Below are 19,792 nucleotides of genomic sequence, written 5' to 3' on the forward strand. Positions count from 1 at the left end.
GTGTCGGAGTCGGTGTGCAGGTCGTCGTCCAGCGCGTCCTCGCCGACGAGCGTGGCGGCGCCGACCTCGGCGGCGGGCAGCGGCTCGGCGTCGGGCGGCAGCACGCCGATGGCCCGTGGCCGGTTCGGGTCGCGGCGCAGGTAGCCCTTCTGTTCCAGGGCGCGCAGCTGGTAGGCGACGCTCGAGGTGGAGGTCAGGCCGACGGCCTCGCCGATCTCCCGCACGCTCGGCGGGTAGCCGAACCGCTCCACCCAGGTTCGGATCACCTCGAGCACCTCGCGCTGCCGGACGGGCAGCTCGGTGTTCTCGCCTCGGTCGAGGTCGGGGAAGCTGCGTAGGTTCCCCTTGAGGGGCTTCCGCTTGGGGACACCCTTGGGTATTCCTCCGGGTTTGCGTGGCACTTCCCTGCCTCCCTGCGTGCCGGCCGTTTGTTCGAACGCCCGGATGTGACTGAGTGTTTCAACTGCGACTTCGACGTTAACCGGCTGCCACGACGAGATCAAACACCTGTTCGACGACACGCCGGATGGTTCTCGTTTTTGTCGGTGCCCCGTGGTACAAATTCGCACGAGGGTTCGATCGAACGACTGTTCGAGGTTCGGACAGGTGTTCGAACGGTTCAGGAGGCAGTCATGAGCGTGTTGGCGCACAGGACGGAAGAGGCGCGGCGTGTCCAGACGCCGGTTCGCCGGCGTGTTCCGGTGGCACCGCCGACCCGGCGTCAGGTCGCGGGAGCGCCTCGGACGGTCCCGCGTGCGGCCTGCGCGCCGCGGCGTCCGCGCCTGCCCGTGTCGTGGCTGCTCGCCGTCGCGGGCGTCGTGTGCCTGGCCGTGGTCGGGCTGGGGACGCTGTCCGGCGCGGGCCCGGCGTCCGTGCCCGACCGGACGGCCGTGGTGCGGGTCGAGCCGGGGGAGAGCCTGTGGGAGCTAGCCGGGCGAGTCGCGCCGGGCAGCGACACGACCGCCGTGGTGGAGCGGATCCGCGACCTCAACGGCGGCCTCGGCGACGGGGTCACGCCCGGCCAGCCGCTGACCGTGCCGTCCGGGTGACCTGACCGCGGCGACCATTCCGCGAGATTCGTCGGCCTCGCCGACGCGAGCGCGCTCGCCCCGCGGTCGATCAGGCCGCGCACTTCGTCCACCGACCCAAGTCATGCGCCTTCTGGGGCCTGCGCCTGCATCTGATGTGCACACTGGGCGGCCTTCTGGTCGCTGAGCGGCCCGGCCAGACATTGATCGCGGACAAGCACTACTACGGCCGCGAGTTCGAACACGCCCTGCGCTCCGCCGGAATCGACCTGCTGCGCCGGGCTCGCAAGAGCGAGGCCGAACGACCCGGTGTTCGCTGGTTCAAACCGCTGCGTCACACCATCGAGTTGATCAACCAGACCTTCAAGGGCCAACTCGACCTCGAACAACACGGCGGACGCGCCCCAGCCAGAGTCCTCGTCCGCATCCTGCAACACATCCTCGCGTTGACCACCGCGACCTGGCACAACGACAAGACCGCAAGACCAGTCAAACGATCTCTACCGCCTAGGACCATCTAGCGGCGGGCTTGTCCATGCATGTGCGCCGCCTTGCCTCGCCCTCGCGTTGTGGCGGGGCTCGCGAACCGTCCCCGGCGTGCCGCGTTGCCTACTCACCGGCCCGCCGCGGCCCCGTGCGCCATCGCCCGACAGGCTGACCCGACGCGCCCTCCCCACTGCGGGTGACGAGCCCTCCGAGTGACCTGGGGAACACTCTCACTTCCGCGTGTCGCACCTTGGGCGACTTGCATCATGTGGCGTCTAGGCATACCGTCGACCCCAACATCTAGTAGTTACATCGCTGTAGTTAGTCCACAGGTTGGGGCGCGTTGTCCACCGGCCATCCACAAGATGATCACCAGGTGACCGACGCGGCATGCAACATCACGAGGGGTGATTCTGGGTGAGGTGTCCATTCTGCCGCCATTCGGACTCCCGAGTGGTCGACTCCCGCGAGGTGGACGAGGGCCAGGTCATCCGGCGGCGCCGCTCGTGCGCCAAGTGCAGCCGGCGGTTCACCACGGTCGAGGAGGCGGTCCTCGCCGTGGTCAAGCGCTCCGGCGTCACCGAGCCGTTCAGCCGGGAGAAGGTCGTCGTCGGCGTGCGCCGGGCGTGTCAGGGGCGCCCGGTCGACGAGGACGCCCTGCAACATCTGGCCCAGCTGGTCGAGGAGACGATCCGTTCGACCGGCGCCGCCGAGGTGCCGAGCCACGAGGTCGGGCTCGCCATCCTCGGTCCGCTGCGCGAGCTCGACGAGGTCGCCTACCTCCGGTTCGCCAGCGTGTATCGCTCCTTCTCGTCCATCGAGGACTTCGAGAAGGAGATCGCGGGGCTGCGAGGAACACAGGAGACATGAGGCGACAGCGAGTGCGGCAGCGGACACCGGCGTCGGCGCCAGGGGTAGCGATCAACGAGGGAGAGGGACTGGTCATGACGGAGACGGTCGGCGCGGCGGCGGGGCACGACGCCGAGGAGGCGAGTCGGGGGCTCACCGTGCGGCGAGTGCACACCACGCAGGGCGTGCACCCGTACGACGAGGTCACCTGGGAACAGCGCGACGTGGTGATGACCAACTGGCGCGACGGCACGGTGAACTTCGAGCAGCGGGGCGTCGAGTTCCCCGAGTTCTGGTCGGTCAACGCGACGAACATCGTCACCAGCAAGTACTTCCGGGGCGCGGTGGGTACCCCGGCGCGTGAGCACTCGCTGCGCCGGCTGATCGACCGGGTCGTCAAGACCTATGTGGACGCCGGCACCAAGCACGGCTACTTCGCCACCCCGGCCGACGCCGAGGTGTTCGAGCACGAGCTGACCTGGATGCTGCTCCACCAGGTGTTCAGCTTCAACTCGCCGGTCTGGTTCAACGTCGGCACGTCGTCGCCGCAGCAGGTCAGCGCCTGCTTCATCCTCTCCGTCGACGACACGATGGACTCGATCCTGAACTGGTACCGCGAGGAGGGCCTGATCTTCAAGGGCGGCTCCGGCGCCGGCCTGAACCTCTCCCGCATCCGCTCGTCCAAGGAGCTGCTGTCCTCCGGCGGCACCGCCTCGGGCCCGGTCTCCTTCATGCGCGGCGCCGACGCCTCCGCCGGCACCATCAAGTCCGGCGGCGCCACCCGCCGCGCCGCGAAGATGGTCGTGCTCGACGTCGACCACCCGGACGTCGTGGAGTTCATCGAGACCAAGGCCAAGGAGGAGCAGAAGATCCGCGTCCTGCGCGACGCCGGCTTCGACATGGACCTCGGCGGCGGCGACATCACGTCGGTGCAGTACCAGAACGCCAACAACTCCATCCGCGTCTCCGACGAGTTCATGCACGCCGTCGAGGGCGGCAACGACTTCGGCCTGCGCGCCCGCACCACCGGCGAGATCATCGAGCGGGTCGACGCCAAGACGCTCTTCCGCAAGATGGCGCAGGCCGCATGGGACTGCGCCGACCCGGGCGTCCAGTACGACGACACGATCAACGACTGGCACACCTGCCCCGAGTCGGGCCGCATCACCGCGTCCAACCCGTGCAGCGAGTACCTGCACCTGGACAACTCGAGCTGCAACCTCGCGTCGCTGAACCTGATGAAGTTCCTGCGCGAGGACGGCATGTTCGACGCGGAGCTGTTCGCCCGCTCGGTCGAGCTCGTGATCACCGCGATGGACATCTCCATCTGCTTCGCGGACTTCCCGACCGAGCCGATCGCCGACACCACGCGCAAGTTCCGCCAGCTGGGCATCGGCTACGCGAACCTGGGCGCGCTGCTCATGGCGACCGGCCACGCGTACGACTCCGAGGGCGGCCGCGCGCTCGCGGCGAGCATCTCCTCGCTGATGACCGGCACCGCCTACCGGCGCTCCGCCGAGCTCGCCGGCATCATCGGCCCGTACGACGGCTACGTCCGCAACGCCGAGGCGCACCAGCGGGTCATGCGCAAGCACGCCGCGGCCAACGACCTGATCCGCACCCACCACGTCAACGACAGTGCGGTGCAGCGGCTGGCGACCCGCGAGTGGCAGCGCGGCCTGCAGGTCGGCGCCGCGAACGGGTGGCGCAACGCCCAGGCGTCGGTGATCGCGCCGACCGGCACCATCGGCCTGATGATGGACTGCGACACCACCGGGATCGAGCCCGACCTCGCGCTGGTGAAGTTCAAGAAGCTGGTCGGCGGCGGCTCGATGCAGATCGTCAACCAGACCGTGCCGCGCGCGTTGACGGCGCTGGGCTACCAGGACGAGCAGGTCGAGGCGATCGTCGAGTACATCGGCGAGCACGGACACGTCGTGGACGCGCCGGGCCTGCGCCACGAGCACTACGAGGTGTTCGACTGCGCGATGGGCGAGCGCTCGATCGCGCCGATGGGGCACGTCCGGATGATGGCGGCGGTGCAGCCGTTCGTCTCCGGCGCGATCTCCAAGACGGTGAACATGCCGGAGGCGGCCTCCGTCGAGGACATCGAGCAGATCTACTTCGAGGGCTGGAAGCTCGGCCTCAAGGCGCTCGCGATCTACCGGGACAACTGCAAGGTCGGCCAGCCGCTGTCCGCCGGCAAGGGCGCTTCGAAGACCGCCGAGCCCGAAAAGGTGATCGAGTACCGCCCGGTGCGCAAGCGGCTGCCGAAGAAGCGCCCGTCGCAGACGGTGTCGTTCACGGTCGGTGGTGCCGAGGGCTACCTGCACGCGGGCTCGTACCCGGACGACGGGCTGGGCGAGATCTTCGTCAAGCTCGGCAAGCAGGGCTCGACGCTGGCCGGCGTGATGGACGCCTTCTCGATGTCGATCTCCGTGGGGCTGCAGTACGGCATCCCGCTGGAGTTCTACGTCTCGAAGTTCCAGAACCTGCGCTTCGAGCCGGCCGGCATGACCGACGACCCGGACGTCCGAATCGCGACGAGCGTGCTGGACTACCTGTTCCGCAGGCTGGCGCTGGACTACCTGCCGTACGAGAAGCGGGCCCAGCTGGGCATCTTCACCGCCGACGAGCGCGCCGTCCAGGTCAACAACGACTACGGCACGCCATCCGACGTGGATCTGGAGGGCCTGCGCACCTCGGTCGACGCCACCCCGACCCGCCTGACCGTCGAACCGGCGAAGCAGGAGGAGCCGGAGATCGTGGAGGCCCACAGCTCGACCGAGCTGCTGGAACTACACCTCGGCAAGGTGGCCGACGCGCCGCTGTGCATGACCTGCGGCACGAAGATGCGTCCGGCCGGCTCGTGCTACGTCTGCGAAGGCTGCGGCTCGACCTCCGGCTGCAGCTGACCGCTCGTTTCTCCCCTCATCCGGCCCACCCGACGGGCCGGATGAGGGGAGTTTCGTAACTAGGGCCGGCTCTCGACGCGGCTCTTGAGCGCCTCGTTGAGCGCGCCGAGGTCCAGCTCGGTCTGCCTGATCACCTTGCCCAGCAAGGGGACCAGCAGCCCGCGAAACCATTCACTGTGGACCAGCGCGGTGCGGTCGCCGTCGAGCGGGGACAGCTCGAACGCGTGCTCGCCGCTGAAGATGCCCGGCACCGCCACCTTGCCCAGCCACCGCAGCTCGGTCGGCGGGCGCACCGCCAGCAGCGTCGGCGTGACTGTCCGCGGCGCACTGCCGTCGCCGGGAACCATCCGCAGCGACAGCGTCCCGCCCTCGACCACGTCGCCCGACGCCTCCTGGATGAACGGGTTCCACGACGGGTAGCCGGCGAGGTCGGTGAGCACCGCCCACACGGCGTCGGGCGGGGCGTCGATCGAGACCGTCGTGCGGATGGTGCGCATCGCGTCGAAGGGTAGCCGACAGATTCGCCCACCGGTGCTTAGATTCGACTGTGAGCAAGCGGGAGCGCGAGCGCGCGCAGCGGCACGAGCTGATCGTGCAGACCGCGCGTGACCTGGCCGAAGCCGAGGGCTGGGCGGCGGTGACCACCCGGCGGCTGGCCGAGCTCATCGAGTTCAGCCAGCCCGTGCTGTACACGCATTTCGCCGGCAAGGACGCCATCATCGCGGTCGTCGCCGAGCGCGGGTTCGCCCAGCTCGCCGAGGAGCTCGCCCGGGCGCGGGCGGAGTGGCCCGACGACCCGGTGCGCGCGGCCGCCTCGGCCTACGTCGGGTTCGCCGACGCCAACCCGGCGGTCTACGACGGGATGTTCAGCCGCGCGACCGGCATCCGGTTCGCCTCGCCCGAGGCGCCGGCCCCGCTCCGGGAGGCGTTCACCGAGCTGCGCGACACGGTCGCCCCGTACGCCGGCGACACCGATCCCGACATCCTCGCCGAGGTGTTGTGGGGCGCCCTGCACGGCCTGGTCACGCTCACCCGCGACGGCCGGCTCAGCGCGGGCCGCCAGAAGGAGCGTCTCGCGGCGATCGTCGGGCTCATCCGGCCCTGAGCCGTTCCTGGATCGCGTCGAAGTAGGCGGTCTTCGCGCGGGTGTAGTCGTCGTAGTCGGGGTCGCCCGCGTGCCGCCGCGCCAGCTCGATCTTCGTGCCCTCGTAGCGTGCCGCTTCGGCCGGATCCGCGCGCAGCAGGTCGCGGAACGCCACGGTGTAGCGACCCCACGGGGAGTCCGCGCGGCGCACGTGCAGGATCGCCGGCGCCGCCGGGTCGGGCGAGACGTACAGCCGCTTGACCCACACCTCGTCCGGCACGCCCTCGCCGCCGCGCGGGATGTCCCGGTGCACGCCGGGGGAGTCCGGCCGCGCGCCGGCGGTCCGGTGGTAGCCGGCGTCGAGCAGCAGTTCGTCCATTATGGACTCGATGGGCAGTGTCGGCACCCGGAGCTGGAGGTCGACGATCGGCTTCGCGGCGAGCCCCGGCACCGAGGTCGACCCGATGTGCTGGTAGTCGAAGTCGCCATCGTCGAGCGGCGCCAACGCGGTCCGCAGCCGGTCGAGACGCCGGTCCGCCACCCGGCGCCAGTTCGGGTCGTGCGGGCTCAGCACCGCCCGCGCTCGCATCGGTCCCGGCGCGGCCAGTGCCGCCGCGAACGGCTGGAGCCGCTCCCGCCACAGCGCGTCGACCTCGTCCGCCGACTCGACCACGGCGTCCGCGCCGGCGGTGGGCGTGTCGGTCACCACGAACGCCGCCGCTCCGGCGCGGAAACGCAGCAGGCGCTCGGAGTCCAGCAGTCGCAGCCGGTCGGCCACGTCGTCGCTCGCGCGAATGGTCAGCATGCGCACCAGGATGCCAGATACCCGTACTAGAATCTTGTTCTAGAAATCAGTTCTAGTTATGCTGGTCTGCATGCGAACGGCGGTGGTGACGGGCGGCAACCGCGGGATCGGCCGCGCGGTCGTGGAGTCGTTATTGGACAAGGGCTACCGCGTCGTCGCGCTGACGCGCACGCCCGCCGATATTCCCGGCGCGGAGGTCGTGCACGGCGACCTGTCCAGCGCCCGCACGGTGGCCGCGGCGGCGGACGCGATCGCCGAGGTCTGCCCGTCGATCGACGTGCTCGTGCACAACGCAGGCGTCTGGCCGACAAGGCTCACGCACAACGAGGACGGCCTCGAGCAGGCCTTCGTGGTCAACCACCTCGCGCCGTTCCAGCTCAACCTCGCCCTCGAGGACCGCGTCGCTCGGGTGGTCCAGGTCAGCGCCGGCCTGCACGTGAAGGGCCTGGTCGACCCCGACCGCACCCCGACCGGCGCGGACTTCCATCGCATCCGCACCTACTGCGACACCAAGCTCGCCAACCTGCTGATGCTGCCGCTGTTCGCCCGCCGCTGGCAGGATGCCGGCGTGACGATCGACGCGGTGCACCCCGGTGTGGTCCGCACTCGGCTCGGCGACCCAGGCGGCGCGCTCGGCCTGGTGCTCCGGGCCGTGAAGCTGACCTGGGCGAAGCCGAGCGCCGCCACCGGTCCGGTGGTCCGGCTCGCGAGCGGCTCGCCCGGCACCGGCAGGTACTTCCACCTCGACGAGGAGCAGCCGGTCCCGCACGATCCGGAGCTCGCCGAGGCGCTGTGGGCGCAGGCGTTGAGCCTTGCCCGTTAAGCAGCGCCGCGGCGAGGAGACCGCGCGCCGCCTGCTCGACGCGGCGCTCGCCGTGCACGAGGAGGCCGGCCCGGACGGCTTCACGGTGCAGGCCGTCGTCTCCGCCAGCGGCGTGAGCCTCGGCAGCCTGTACCACCACTTCGGCAGCTTCGACGGGCTCGCGGCCGCGCTGTACTCCCGCTGCATGGCCGAGCTGCTGGACGGGATCGTCGCCTCGCTCGAGCGGTCGCGGACCGCACGGGGCGGCGTGCGCGCGGTCGTCACCGCGTACCTGCGGTTCGTCGAGGCGGAGCCGCGGCAGGCCCGGTTCATCCACGCCTCCGCGTACGCGAGCTACCTGCCGGCGCACGTGGACGCCATCGCCGCGATGAAACAGCCGCGGCTGGCGCGCATGGCGCACTGGCTCGCGCCGCATGTCCGCGATGGCGCCATCGTGGACCTCCCGGACCCGCTGACCGAGATGCTGCTGATCGGCCCGGTCGCGGAGCTGTCGCGCCGTTGGCTCGCGGGCGCGACCGACATCGACCTCGGCGTGGCGGCACGGGTGCTGCCTGACCGGATCTGGGCGTCGGTTCGGAAATGAGTTGCGACGGCGTTCCGGCCCGTGGCAGCGTGGCGGTGCCACATCGTCACACGCGGAGGCACCACTCGATGATCTTCTGAGGCATCTCGAAGACGGTCCTGAACCCCTTTCGGCATGCCTTGGAGCTGTTGTGCCAACCCAGTTGACCCTGCGCGACGTGCGCAAGTCCTTCGGCGACCGTCTGCTGCTCGACAACGTCTCCCTGGCCGTGCGGCCCGGCGAGCGCGTCGGAGTCGTCGGCGAGAACGGTGCGGGCAAGTCCACGCTGCTGCGCCTGCTCGCCGGCCGGGAGGAGCCCGACGGCGGAGAGATCACGGTCACCGCGGCCAGCGTCGGCTACCTCGGCCAGACTCCCGAGCTGCCGCCAGAGCACACCGTCGAGAACGCGATCGACGCCGCGCTCGCCGATCTCCGTGCCATGGAGTGGAGAATGCGTGCGCTGGAGTCCACGTTGGACGATCCGGCCGCGCTGGCCGAGTACGGCGAGCTGCTGACCGCGTTCGAGCTGCGCGACGGCTACCAGGCCGACGCGCGGGTGGACAAGGCGACGCACGCGCTCGGCCTCGCGCACGTCGGTCGCGACCGCGTGCTCGGCAGCCTGTCCGGCGGCGAGCAGGCGCGGCTCGGACTCGCGTGTCTGCTCGCCGCCGCGCCCGAGGTGATGCTGCTCGACGAGCCGACCAACCATCTCGACGCCGGTGCGCTCATCTGGCTGGAGGACCACCTGCGGGCCCACCGAGGGACCGTCGTCGCCGTGTCGCACGACCGCGTGTTCCTGGAACGGGTGGCCACCGCGATCGTCGAGGTCGACGCCGACCGCCGGACCGTGGCCCGCTACGGCGACGGCTACGGCGGCTACCTCGCGGAGAAGGCGGCCGCGCGCCGGCGCTGGGAGCTGGCCTACGAGCGGTGGTGCGCCGAGATCGACGAGCTGACCGAGTTCGCCGCGACCACCGCGCACCGGGTCGCGCCCGGCCGGGCGATGCGGGACCGCAACAAGATGGCCTACGGCCGGCATGGCGACCGCGTGCAGGGCTCGGAGTCGAGCCGGGTGCGCAGCGCCCATGAGCGGCTGCGCCGGCTGCGCGCCGACGCCGTGACGCGCCCGCCGGACCCGCTGCGGTTCTCCGCGCGGCTCGCGGTCGGAGACGCGGCGCCGCGGACCGTGGTGGAGCTGGAGGACGTCCGCGTCGCCGACAGGCTGCGCATCGACTCGCTGGCGGTCGGTGGCCGGCAGCGACTGCTGGTCCACGGGCCGAACGGGGCCGGCAAGACCACGCTGCTGCGGGTGCTCGCCGGCGCGCTCGAGCCGGACGCGGGCAGCGTGCGGAGGCGTGGTCGGGTCGGCTACCTCGCGCAGGAGATCCCCGCGCACCAACCGAAACGCTCGCTGCTGTCCGCCTTCGCGGCGGGCCGGCCTGGGCAGTTGGAGGAGCATGCCGTCCGCCTGCTGTCGCTCGGCCTGTTCCGCCCGGCGGACCTGCGGGTGCCGGAGGGCGCGCTGTCCGCGGGGCAGCGCCGCCGGCTCAGCCTGGCCCGCCTGCTGACCGGCCAGGCGGACCTGCTGCTGCTCGACGAGCCGTCCAACCACCTGTCGCTCACGCTGGTCGAGGAGCTGGAGGAGGCCATCGACTCGTTCACCGGCGCGCTGGTCGTCGTGTCGCACGACCGGGCGCTGCGCCGCCGGTTCACCGGCGCGCGGCTGGAGCTAGCCGGCGGGCGCCTCGTCGCCTAGGCGCTCCCACAGGAACTCGAACACCAGGGCCCACTTGAAGGCGAGCTGCTCGTTGTCCGCGGCCGCGCCGTGCCCGCCCTCGATGTTCTCGTGGTAGCGCACGTCGTGGCCGAGCTCACGCATCCGGGCCACCATCTTGCGTGCGTGCGCCGGGTGCACCCGATCGTCCCGTGTGGACGTGAGGACGAGCGTCGGCGGATAGGTGCGTCCGGAGCGGACGTTCTGGTACGGCGAGTACTCCCGCAGGAACGCCCAGTCGGCCGGCTCGTCCGGGTCGCCGTACTCGGCGATCCAGGACGCCCCGGCCAGCAGCTTGTGGTAGCGCCGCATGTCCAGCAGCGGCACCTGGATCACGACCGCGCCGAACAGGTCCGGGTAGCGGGTCAGCATCACGCCTGTCAGCAGGCCGCCGTTCGACCCGCCCTGGATACCGAGCCGCGCCGGCGTGGTGATCCCGCGGTCGACGAGGTCCTTCGCCACGGCCGCGAAGTCCTCGTACACCCGAAGCCGGTGCTCGCGCTGGACCGACTGGTGCCAGGTCGGGCCGTACTCGCCGCCGCCGCGGATGTTCGCCACGACGTACGTGCCGCCGCGCGCGAGCCAACCCCGTCCGGTCGTGCCGCTGTAGGTCGGCGTGAGCGACACCTCGAAGCCGCCGTACCCGGTGAGCAGCGTCGGCCCGCCGCGACCTACGACGAAGTACGGAATCCTCGTGCCGTCGTCGGACATCGCGAAGTGCTGTGCCACGGGCAGGTCCGCGGCGTCGAAGAACGCGGGCGCCCGTTTGAGGACCTCGACGGCTCCGCCGAGCTCGCCGCGGTAGAGCGTGGCCGGCTGGGTGTAGCCGCTCGCGTTGAGGAAGTACTCGTCGCTGACGTCCGGGTCGGTGCCGACGATGTCGGCCGAGCCCACCTCGGGCACCCCGTCCAGTGGGGTGCGCGACCAGCCGTCCGGGCCGGGCGTGAGCACGGTGAACCGGCTCTTCACGTCCTCGAGCATGGCCACGATCAGGTGGTTGCGGGTCCACGCGTGGTAGGCGAGCGAGGTGTGCTCGTCGGGCGCGAACAGCACGTCGAGCTCGCGCACGCCCGCGAGGTAGTCGTCGAAGCGGGCGGCGAGCAGCGCACCCGCCGGGTAGGTCGTGTCGCCGACCGTCCACGCGGACCGCGTGCTGATCAGCAACCACTCCCGGTGCGACGACGCCTCCGCATCCTCCGGCACCTCGATGCGCACCAGCCCGCCGCCGGCGGTACGCAGGTACTTCTCCGTCCGGTAGAAGTCGAGGTTGCGGTACACGAAGTCGCGCTCGAACCCCTCGGTCGGGTCGTGGAACGCGCCCGCCGACACGTCGTCGAGCTTGCCCTCGTACACGACGGTCGCCTCGTCGAGCGGCGTGCCGCGCCGCCACTGCTTCGCGATCCGCGGATACCCCGAGCTGGTCAGCGAGCCTTCCCCGAAGTCGGTGCCGACATAGATGTGGTCCTCGTCGATCCAGCCGACCCGGCTCTTCGCCTCCGGCAGGGTGAACCCGTCCTCGACGAACGTCAGCGACTTCAGGTCGAGCTCCCGTACCACGGCCGCGTCCGCACCGCCCCGGGACAGCTCGACGAGCGCGCGCCGGTAGCCCGGACGCAGCACGACCCCGCCCTGCCAGACCCAGTTCTCGACCTCGGCCTCGGCGAGCGCGTCCACGTCGAGCACCAGCTCCCACTCGGGCTCCGTCGACCGGTAGGACTCGAGCGTGGTGCGCCGCCACAGCCCGCGCGGGTTCGCGGCGTCCTGCCAGAAGTTGTAGAGGTGCTCGCCTCGTCGGCGCACGTACGGGATCCGGTCGTCGGCGTCGAGGACCTCGCGGATCTCGTCGCGCAGCTCGGCGAACCGCGGCGCGCCGGTCAGCTCCTCGACGGTCTCGGCGTTGCGCTTCCGAACCCAGCCCAGCGCGGTGTCACCCGTGACGTCCTCGAGCCAGAGGTACGGGTCTTCGTCGCTCATGCCTCCAGTCTGCCTCGTTCGCCCGCTGTCCGGACCCGAGGCTGTCGTCGTTGATGTGTGGAGGGCTCAGACCACCACGGTGTCGTCGACGTGCGCCGCGTACTCGGCCGCGCGCACCTCCGCCACCTGCCGGTAGCGGGTGACCCGATCCGTCCACTCGGTACGCACGCCGAACGCCGCGTCGGCGAACTCCGTGTCGCGAATCGCCTCGGCCAGCTCGTCCGCACGGTCGGGCGAGAGCACGCGGACCGGGTCGCCGATCGCCGTCGTGTGCGGTGGCACGAAGAACTCGTCCGGCAGCAACGTCCGTGCGTGCACCAACGCACCCACCGCGACGGACGCGCCCGCGCCGAGCACCGCCCGGTGCAGCACCGTCGTCTGCGCGGCCAGGTACGCACACTGACCCACCGTCGCGCCGAGCACCGTCGCATGTGGACCGATGAACGCGTGATGACCCACCGACACCGGGGTGTCCGCATCGGTCACCGCGGTCGCCCGCAACACCGCGTGCTCGGACACGATCGCGGACTCGCCCACCTCCACCCGAGAACCCTCGGCGTCGAGCACGGCTCCGTACAGCACTCGTGCGCCCGGTCCCACCCGGACGTCACCGACCAGAGTGGCGTTGGGCGCCACCCAGGCGGTCGGGTCCACGAACGGCTCGGCATCCCGGTGTCGGATCAGCATGTCCCCGATTCTGGCCCGTCCCCGGGTAATCGATCCGGCGGGAGTCGGTCATCGCGTGGTCGGGTCGGTCGCCGACCGACTACAAGCTCGCCGGGCTCGCCTGTCCGCGCTCGGCCGCGTCGATCTCGGCCAGCAGGCTGGACTTCTGTTCCTCGGGGCAGAAGGCGGCCCGCACGCCCGCTCTGGCCAGGTCCGCGAGCTCGGACCGGCCGAGGCCGAAGTGTTCGTGGCACAGCAAGTACTCCCTGTTGAGGTCCGTGTGGAACATGCCGGGATCGTCGGTCGCCAGCGTCACCGGAACGCCGGCGTCGAGCAGCCTGGGTAAGGGGTGCTCGGCGAGCGAGCGCACGGCTCTGGTCCGGATGTTCGAGCTCGGACACACCTCCACCGGAATTCCCTCACCTACGAGATGCGCCACCAGCTCCGGATCGGCGACAGCGCTCGTGCCGTGCCCGATCCGCTCCGCGTGCAGGTCGCGCAGCGCGGACCAGATGGACTCCGGGCCCGTCGTCTCGCCCGCATGCGGCACCAGGTGTAAGCCGCCGTCGCGGGCCATGTCGAACGGGTTGCGGTACTTGTCCCTCGGCACACCGACCTCGTGCCCGCCCAGCCCGAACCCGACCGTCCCGTCCGGACGGTGCCGCAACGTCCACTCCGCCGTCGCGATGCCCTGGCGGTAGCCCAACGAGCCGGCGATGTCGAAGATCCAGGCCATCTCGACGCCGTGTCGTTCGAGTGCCAATTCGCGCCCGACGGTCAACGCCTCGGCCAGCTCGTCCGGGTCGATGCCCATCATCAGGTGCGCCGTGGGCGTGACCGTGACCTCCGCGTAGCGCACCTTGTTGCGGGCCAGGTCCACGGCGAGCCCCTCGACCAGTGCGGTGACTCCGAGCCCGAGGTCACCAGCCGCGTGACCTGGACGTAGACCTCGATGAAGTGGGCGAAGTCGGTGAACTCGTAGAAGGCGACCAGCGCGTCCCGGTCGGTGGGCACGTCCAGCTCGGGGTGCCGCCTGGCCAGTTCCAGGACGGTGTCGATGGACGCGGAGCCCACGAGGTGGACGTGGAGCTCGACCTTGGGGAGGGCGGAGATGAAATCGAACACATGACCATATTGCCCGAACGCGCCACCGAGAATTCAAGCCACGATCGGGTGACTTGTGATTCGAGGCGACTTATCCACAACGCGCCCAGTTGTCCACAGATCCCGGCCGACCGTCCCACGCCTCCCCGACCCCGCGCAATGTGGAGGCATGACACCGCCACCGGCCCCACCCTCCCTGACCGACGGGATCTACCTCGATGATCTCGGCGAGCTGATCGCCGGCATCCCGAGCATGATCGGCTTCCCGCCGGTCGACTCGATCGTGCTGGTCACCTTCCACCTCACCGACCGTCTCCAGTTCGGCGCCACGGTGCGCATGGACCTGCCGGAACCACGGCACGGCCCCGACATGGTGAGCCAGCTGTGCCTGGCGACCGTCGCACACGAACCGGACGTGGCCGTCCCGGTGATCATCGGAGGCCACTCGGTCGACCCGCCGGAGCTGCCGTACCGGTGGCTGATGGAACTGGTCGCGAAGGAGCTCGGCGAGGTCGACATCCCGATCGTCCACGGGCTGTGGGTGCCGGTGGTCGAGGTCGGCGAGACGTGGTGGTGCTACGAGGACGAGGAGTGCACCGGGCAGGTGGGCGACCCGGCCAGCTCGGCGATCGCCGCCTTCCACGCGGTGGCCGGCATCGTCCGCTACGCCAGCCGTGCGGAGATGGCGCAGCACCTCGCGCCGGACCGGGAAGATCGGGTGGCGCACCGCGCTCAGCTGCTCGCCGAACGAACGACGGAGCCGGACGCCGAGCCGGACGAGAGATGGGCCGCGGTCCGGGCAGCCGTCCACGCCATCGCCGACGGCGACTTCCCGAACCTCGACGACGAACAGGTGGTGCGGCTCGCGGAGGCGTTGACCGACCCGATCGTCCGCGACAACTGCCTGCCGCTGCTGCTCACCGACCAGGCGGAGTCCGCGGAGCGTTTGTGGACCGTGCTCACCCGATGCGTTCCCGCCCCGGAGCGGGCCGAGCCGGCGAGCCTGCTCGCGATGCACGCCTACCTCCGTGGCGAGGGCGTGCTCGCGAACATGGCGTTGGAGGTGGCACTCGACGCCGATCCCGACCACCAGCTCGCGCTGCTGCTGCGCGAGTCGATCGACCGGGGCGTGCCACCCGGACGGTTGCACGCCATGTTGGTGGAAAGCGTCGAGTGGGCAGAACAGGTCGACGCACAAGGAGCGAACGAATGAACCGCCACACCGACGTGACCCCACGGTCGCGGGCCGCATTCGGCCGGCGCCGGCCGAGCCAGGTCACGGTCACCGTCACGGAGAGGCGAGCGTCGCGCGGTCCGCCCGGCGAGCGCGTGGTTCCAACGGGCATGCGGACGCTTGTCGCAGCTCGCGTTTGTTCGGCGTTCGGTGTGGGCGCGGGGCAACTCCCGATGCCCTCGTGGTCGACGTGCTGGCGAATACGGCCCGCGAAACGGGTCGTTGTCTGCCGCGTCTGTGTGGGGGTTGGGACATCCGACGGCCGGTCGTCCACACAGGACCACGGATGGGCTTGCCTCGATCAGTGTCTGGGCCTCGGTCACCGTCGCGGAGAGGCGAGCGTCGCGCGGTCCGCCCGGCGAGTGCGTGGTCGCGACGGGTACGCGGACGCTTGTCGCAGACAAGCGGGGAACCAGCGTCTCGCCCGCTGCACCCAGCGACTCCCGGGAGGCGATCTTGCGCAGGGTGCCGCCGGCAACGTGGGCCGGCGTTGCGGAACTGGGCTCGTCCGGCACCGGATGCCGCCCCAGGTCCTCGGCGAACGCCGTCCTCGTTGGCCATGCCGAACTGGGTCAGCACGCCGGTCCGCGATCGTGGGACGGCATCAGCTCGAGAGGCGCGTCATCGTCCGGCACGAGCGCGGGCGAACTCCCACGCATCACGCACGATGCCCTCGAGGTCGACGTGTCGGGGCTTCCATCCGAGTTCCACCTGTGCCAGCTCGCTGGAGGCGACCAGCGTGGCGGGGTCGCCCGCGCGCCGGTCCTTGGCCTCTGCGGGAATCGGGTGGCCGGTTACCGCCCGGCAGGCCTCGATGACCTGGCGCACGGAGAAGCCGATGCCGTTGCCGAGGTTGTAGATCCGGTGCTGGTTCGGCGTGGCGGTGTCGAGCGCGAGCAGGTGCGCCTCGGCGAGGTCGTTCACGTGGATGTAGTCGCGGACGCAGGTGCCGTCGTCGGTCGGGTAGTCCTCGCCGAACACGTGGATGCTCTCCCGCTGCCCGAGCGCGACCTGCAGCACGAGCGGAATCAGGTGCGTCTCGGTGGTGTGCCGCTCGCCGAAGCCGGCGTGGGCGCCGGCGACGTTGAAGTACCGCAGGCTCACCGCGGACAGACCGTACGCGGTGGCGTAGGAGGTGATCGCATGATCGATGGCCAGCTTGGCGGCGCCGTAGGTGTTCGTCGGCCGGGTGGCCGCGCTCTCGAGGATCGGCGACCGCTCAGGCTCGCCGTACACCGCGGCGGTGGAGGAGAAGACGAGTCGTGGCGTGCCGGCTTCCCGGATCGCGTCGAGCAACAGGAGTGAGGTGTGCACGTTGCCCCACCAGTACTTGGCCGGGTCGACCATCGACTCGCCGACGAGCGACTTGGCCGCGAAGTGCAGGACACCGTCGAAGCCCTCGGCGAGCACTGAGCCGGCGGCATCGGCGAGGTCGGCCTCGACGAACCGGCAGCCCGCCGGCACCGCGTCGGCGTGCCCGGTGCTCAGGTCGTCCACCACCACGACCTCGTGTCCCGCCTCCACGAGCCGAGCCGCGCACACGCTTCCGACATACCCGGCCCCGCCCGTCACGAGCAGCTTCACCGCGGTCCTCGCTTCCTCAGGTTCGCGGGTCGTCGCCCGCTCGTACGCGTCGGTCAGATGTCGCGGCCCGCACCCCGGGCGGGCACCGCCGTGAACAGGCCCGGCGCCGGCAGCGACCGCTCGGCGAACGCCGCGACTACCTTGTCCCCGATGGTGCCCCGCTCGTCCTGAGGCACCAGTGCGATCGCGGATCCGCCGAAGCCGCCGCCGGTCATCCTGGCACCGAGCGCTCCGGCGGCACGCGCCGCCTCCACCGCGACGTCCAGCTCGAGGCAGGAGACCCGGTAGTCGTCCCGCAGGCTCGCGTGGGACGCGCTGAGCAGATCGCCGGTCTCGGCGATCCGGTCGGCGCGCAGCAGCTCGACCACACGCCGCACCCGCTCGTTCTCGGCGACCACGTGGCGGACCAGCGGGCGCAGGTTGTCCGGCAGTCGAGAGATCGCGTCGTCGAGCCCGGCCGACTCGATGTCGCGCAGCGCCGGGACCCCGAGCAGCTCGGCGGCGCGCTCGCAGCCCGCGCGCCGCTCGCGATAGCCGGACTCGCCGTGGGAGTGCCTGGCCCTGGTGTCGATCACCAGAACGTCCAGGCCCGCCTCGGCGGTGTCGAACGGGACCTGCTCCATCTCGCCGGAGCGGACGTCGAGGAACAACACGTGCGCCTCGACGCAGCACAGCGAGGCGGTCTGGTCCAGCAGACCGGTCGGGACGCCGACGAAGTCGTTCTCCGAACGCTGCACCCAGGCGGCCACCTCGGCCCGGCCGGGCGCACCCGGCTCGTCGAGCTCGGTGCCGGCGAGCCCCAACAGCGCGAGCGCCGTCGCGCACTGCAACGCATGAGAGGAGGACAGACCCGCCCCGGCCGGCACGTCACCGGCGATGACCAGATCGGCCCCGGAGGAGAACCCCTCGTGACGCAACACCCAGCCCACGCCGGCCGGATACGCGGCCCACCCGGTGACGCCGCCCGGCTCCAGCGCGTCCACCGGCACCGGCCCGGCACGCTGCGGGCGGCCGTCGTCGCCGACGGTCGCGATCGACAGCAGCCCGTCGGCGCGGGCACGCGCCGCGACCGCGATCCGGAACGGCAGCGCGAAGGGCAGCACGAAACCGTCGTTGTAGTCGGTGTGCTCACCGATGAGGTTCACCCGGCCCGGGGCGGACCACACTCCGGCGGGAGCGTGCCTGTGCAGGCGAGCGAACTCGCTCGCGGCCCGCGTCGCGACGCCGCCGCGCGTGGCGGCGCCGGTCTTGTGGTCCGCGTCCGGCTCGTCGCGGGCGGTCACTTGGCCCGGGCGAGCACCGCGTGCAGGATGGTCGGCGCCACCTGGGCGGAGCTGTGCTCGCCGCTGACCTCGATCATGTTGCCGTCGCCCTTCGAGGGGCCTACGTGCACGGTCTGTCCCGGGACGACGCCGACGTCCTTGAGCTCGGCCATCAGGTCCGGGTCGAGCTGGACGTGCTCGGCGATGCGGCGGATCTCGACCTTGCCGCCGCCGCGCCGGGCGACGTCGTCGACCCGTACGAGGTCGGCCTCGACCGGCGGGGCCGGCTCGCCTTCGCCGAGCTTGTCCAGGCCGGGGATCGGGTTGCCGTAGGGCGACGTGGTGGGGTTGCCGAGCAGCTTGACCAGCTTTCGCTCGACGGCCTCGCTCATCACGTGCTCCCACCGGCACGCCTCGCTGTGCACGTGCTCCCACTCCAGGCCGATGACGTCGACCAGGAGCCGCTCGGCGAGCCGGTGCTTGCGCATGACGGTGACGGCCAGGGCCCGGCCGTGGTCGGTGAGCTCGAGGTGCCGGTCGCCGGCGACGATGACCAGCCCGTCGCGCTCCATCCGCCCGACGGTCTGGCTCACGGTGGGACCGCTCTGCCCGAGCCGTTCGGCGATCCTGGCGCGCAGGGGGACGACACCCTCCTCCTCGAGCTCGTAGATCGTCTTGAGGTACATCTCGGTGGTGTCGATGAGCTCGTTCACGCCATTCCCCTTCGTGCCGGGACAAGGTCGCGTCGGGCCCGGTTGTCGTCACCCACCCCGCCTGGTGGGGCACCGGACAGCTGGTGCGCGCTCAAGTTCACTTGAAGGGAGGCCACACCACGTCGCTACGCGGACTCGTCGGGAACCATGCTAGTCGCTCGCCCGGCCGGAGCAGTGTCGTGGTCGCACAGGGTGAGCTTGGCGAGCCCGATCACCCCGAACGCAGTAGTGCGGGCGTCCGCGACAATGACCCGGTGACTTCTCCGCTGGTGTCGTGCACCGAGCTCGCCGCGTCGTTGGCCGACCGGAACCCGCCCGTCCTGCTGGACGTTCGGTGGAAGCTGGGCGGTCCGCCCGGTCGGGAGGAGTACGAGCGCGGGCACCTGCCGGACGCGGTGTACGTCGACCTGGACACCGAGCTGGCGGGCCCGCCCGGCGCGGGCGGCAGGCACCCGCTGCCCGACCCGGCTGCGCTGCAGCGCACGCTGCGGGCGGCCGGGGTGCGCGGCGACCAGCCGGTGGTCGTGTACGACGCGGACAACGGGTCGATCGCCGCACGGGCGTGGTGGCTGCTGCGCTGGGCCGGGCACGGTCGGGTCACCGTCCTGGACGGTGGTTTCGCGGCGTGGACCGCCGAGAGCCGACCGGTCAGCACGGTCGCGCCCGAGCCGAAGCCCGGCGACTTCACCGTGCGGCCGGGCGGCATGCCGGTGCTGGACGCGGCCGGCGCCGCCGACCTCGCGCGAGCCGGGCTGCTGTTCGACGCGCGGGCGCCGGAGCGCTACCGCGGCGATACCGAGCCCATCGACGCGCGGGCCGGGCACATCCCCGGTGCGGTGAACGCGCCGTTCGCGGCCCACATCGGCGAGGACGGCCGCTGGCGTCCGTCGGCAGCCCTCGCGGAGCGCTTCGCGGACGCGGGCGCGGCG

18 protein-coding genes and 2 pseudogenes are annotated in these 19,792 nt (G+C 71.2%); 10 read left to right on the forward strand and 10 right to left on the reverse strand.

Annotated features, from left to right (window positions below):
• A pseudogene (locus ACRDSK_RS19780) lies at positions 1–296 on the reverse strand (transcriptional repressor LexA); the annotation flags it as partial.
• A gap of 405 nt (positions 297–701) precedes the next feature.
• Here ACRDSK_RS19780 and ACRDSK_RS19785 point away from each other — a divergent pair.
• The 4 genes and pseudogenes from ACRDSK_RS19785 (at position 702) to ACRDSK_RS19800 (ending at position 5,278) form a co-directional block, all read left to right on the forward strand.
• Entirely contained in the window at positions 702–1,049 is a 348-nt protein-coding gene (locus ACRDSK_RS19785; protein ID WP_431442681.1) for a LysM peptidoglycan-binding domain-containing protein, read from the forward strand.
• A 110-nt stretch (positions 1,050–1,159) separates the two neighbouring features.
• Positions 1,160–1,549 (forward strand): annotated as a pseudogene (locus ACRDSK_RS19790) (IS982 family transposase); the annotation flags it as partial.
• Positions 1,550–1,931: 382 nt separating this feature from the next.
• Positions 1,932–2,384 carry a transcriptional regulator NrdR gene (nrdR, locus tag ACRDSK_RS19795; protein WP_431442682.1) on the forward strand — a complete coding sequence of 151 codons (453 nt, stop codon included), beginning with the start codon at positions 1,932–1,934 and terminating at the stop codon, positions 2,382–2,384.
• 74 nt (positions 2,385–2,458) lie between these two features.
• The gene (locus ACRDSK_RS19800; RefSeq protein ID WP_431442683.1) at positions 2,459–5,278 is read left to right on the forward strand and encodes a vitamin B12-dependent ribonucleotide reductase; all 2,820 of its coding nucleotides are present in this window, start codon (positions 2,459–2,461) and stop codon (positions 5,276–5,278) included.
• A 59-nt stretch (positions 5,279–5,337) separates the two neighbouring features.
• On the opposite strand, the gene ACRDSK_RS19805 is transcribed toward ACRDSK_RS19800, so the two are convergent.
• Complete coding sequence (locus tag ACRDSK_RS19805) at positions 5,338–5,775, reverse strand: SRPBCC family protein (RefSeq protein ID WP_431442684.1); 438 nt, start codon at positions 5,773–5,775, stop codon at positions 5,338–5,340.
• 50 nt (positions 5,776–5,825) lie between these two features.
• Here ACRDSK_RS19805 and ACRDSK_RS19810 point away from each other — a divergent pair, with 50 nt between their 5' ends.
• Positions 5,826–6,383, forward strand: coding sequence for a TetR/AcrR family transcriptional regulator (locus ACRDSK_RS19810; RefSeq protein WP_431442685.1), 558 nt, complete (start codon positions 5,826–5,828; stop codon positions 6,381–6,383).
• On the opposite strand, the gene ACRDSK_RS19815 is transcribed toward ACRDSK_RS19810, so the two are convergent.
• The gene (locus tag ACRDSK_RS19815) at positions 6,370–7,167 is read right to left on the reverse strand and encodes a GrpB family protein (protein WP_431442686.1); all 798 of its coding nucleotides are present in this window, start codon (positions 7,165–7,167) and stop codon (positions 6,370–6,372) included. The two genes, ACRDSK_RS19810 and ACRDSK_RS19815, sit on opposite strands and share 14 nt — an antisense overlap.
• Before the next feature lie 70 nt (positions 7,168–7,237).
• On the opposite strand from ACRDSK_RS19815, the gene ACRDSK_RS19820 reads away from it, so the two are divergent.
• The 3 genes from ACRDSK_RS19820 to abc-f all read left to right on the forward strand — a co-directional run bounded on the left by ACRDSK_RS19820 (position 7,238) and on the right by abc-f (position 10,308).
• Entirely contained in the window at positions 7,238–7,990 is a 753-nt protein-coding gene (locus ACRDSK_RS19820) for an SDR family NAD(P)-dependent oxidoreductase (protein WP_431442687.1), read from the forward strand.
• Positions 7,980–8,573, forward strand: a complete 594-nt coding sequence (locus ACRDSK_RS19825; protein ID WP_431442688.1) for a TetR/AcrR family transcriptional regulator — start codon at positions 7,980–7,982, stop codon at positions 8,571–8,573. The genes ACRDSK_RS19820 and ACRDSK_RS19825 overlap by 11 nt, the downstream gene beginning before the upstream one ends.
• A 76-nt stretch (positions 8,574–8,649) precedes the next feature.
• Complete coding sequence (gene abc-f / locus ACRDSK_RS19830; protein WP_431442697.1) at positions 8,650–10,308, forward strand: ribosomal protection-like ABC-F family protein; 1,659 nt, start codon at positions 8,650–8,652, stop codon at positions 10,306–10,308.
• Here abc-f and ACRDSK_RS19835 read toward each other — a convergent pair.
• From ACRDSK_RS19835 to ACRDSK_RS19850, 4 genes are all read right to left on the reverse strand, one after another.
• Complete coding sequence (locus ACRDSK_RS19835; protein ID WP_431442689.1) at positions 10,282–12,300, reverse strand: prolyl oligopeptidase family serine peptidase; 2,019 nt, start codon at positions 12,298–12,300, stop codon at positions 10,282–10,284. The two genes, abc-f and ACRDSK_RS19835, sit on opposite strands and share 27 nt — an antisense overlap.
• Before the next feature lie 66 nt (positions 12,301–12,366).
• A complete protein-coding gene (locus tag ACRDSK_RS19840) occupies positions 12,367–12,987 on the reverse strand; it encodes a gamma carbonic anhydrase family protein (RefSeq protein WP_431442690.1) in 621 nt (206 codons plus the stop codon).
• Positions 12,988–13,066: 79 nt separating this feature from the next.
• Positions 13,067–13,846 (reverse strand): adenosine deaminase, encoded by a 780-nt coding sequence (add, locus tag ACRDSK_RS19845; protein ID WP_431442691.1) that lies wholly within the window; start codon positions 13,844–13,846, stop codon positions 13,067–13,069.
• On the reverse strand, positions 13,783–14,091 hold the full coding sequence (locus tag ACRDSK_RS19850) for a hypothetical protein (protein WP_431442692.1): 309 nt from the start codon (positions 14,089–14,091) through the stop codon (positions 13,783–13,785). Before ACRDSK_RS19850 ends, add begins: the two co-directional genes overlap by 64 nt.
• A 148-nt stretch (positions 14,092–14,239) precedes the next feature.
• Here ACRDSK_RS19850 and ACRDSK_RS19855 point away from each other — a divergent pair, with 148 nt between their 5' ends.
• Positions 14,240–15,283 (forward strand): DUF4192 domain-containing protein, encoded by a 1,044-nt coding sequence (locus ACRDSK_RS19855; protein ID WP_431442693.1) that lies wholly within the window; start codon positions 14,240–14,242, stop codon positions 15,281–15,283.
• 642 nt (positions 15,284–15,925) lie between these two features.
• On the opposite strand, the gene galE is transcribed toward ACRDSK_RS19855, so the two are convergent.
• The 3 genes from galE to ACRDSK_RS19870 all read right to left on the reverse strand — a co-directional run bounded on the left by galE (position 15,926) and on the right by ACRDSK_RS19870 (position 18,863).
• Entirely contained in the window at positions 15,926–16,888 is a 963-nt protein-coding gene (gene galE / locus ACRDSK_RS19860) for a UDP-glucose 4-epimerase GalE (protein ID WP_431442694.1), read from the reverse strand.
• A gap of 53 nt (positions 16,889–16,941) precedes the next feature.
• Positions 16,942–18,078 carry a galactokinase gene (gene galK / locus ACRDSK_RS19865; protein ID WP_431442698.1) on the reverse strand — a complete coding sequence of 379 codons (1,137 nt, stop codon included), beginning with the start codon at positions 18,076–18,078 and terminating at the stop codon, positions 16,942–16,944.
• Between the two features lie 89 nt (positions 18,079–18,167).
• Positions 18,168–18,863: a metal-dependent transcriptional regulator gene (locus tag ACRDSK_RS19870; RefSeq protein WP_431442695.1), complete on the reverse strand. Its 696-nt coding sequence runs from the start codon at positions 18,861–18,863 to the stop codon at positions 18,168–18,170.
• Positions 18,864–19,117: 254 nt separating this feature from the next.
• On the opposite strand from ACRDSK_RS19870, the gene ACRDSK_RS19875 reads away from it, so the two are divergent.
• Positions 19,118–19,792: sulfurtransferase (locus tag ACRDSK_RS19875; RefSeq protein WP_431442696.1), on the forward strand; the 675-nt coding region annotated here is incomplete at its 3' end.

Source organism: Actinophytocola sp. (assembly GCF_050699915.1).
GTDB lineage: Bacteria > Actinomycetota > Actinomycetes > Mycobacteriales > Pseudonocardiaceae > Actinophytocola.

Bases quoted from the DNA above. Each gene is read 5' to 3' on its own strand.
- ACRDSK_RS19800 (WP_431442683.1), top strand. From the start codon at position 2,459: ATGACGGAGACGGTCGGCGCGGCGGCGGGGCACGACGCCGAGGAGGCG.
- ACRDSK_RS19805 (WP_431442684.1), bottom strand. From the start codon at position 5,775: ATGCGCACCATCCGCACGACGGTCTCGATCGACGCCCCGCCCGACGCC.
- ACRDSK_RS19815 (WP_431442686.1), bottom strand. From the start codon at position 7,167: ATGCTGACCATTCGCGCGAGCGACGACGTGGCCGACCGGCTGCGACTG.
- ACRDSK_RS19820 (WP_431442687.1), top strand. From the start codon at position 7,238: ATGCGAACGGCGGTGGTGACGGGCGGCAACCGCGGGATCGGCCGCGCG.
- ACRDSK_RS19835 (WP_431442689.1), bottom strand. From the start codon at position 12,300: ATGAGCGACGAAGACCCGTACCTCTGGCTCGAGGACGTCACGGGTGAC.
- ACRDSK_RS19840 (WP_431442690.1), bottom strand. From the start codon at position 12,987: ATGCTGATCCGACACCGGGATGCCGAGCCGTTCGTGGACCCGACCGCC.
- ACRDSK_RS19855 (WP_431442693.1), top strand. From the start codon at position 14,240: ATGACACCGCCACCGGCCCCACCCTCCCTGACCGACGGGATCTACCTC.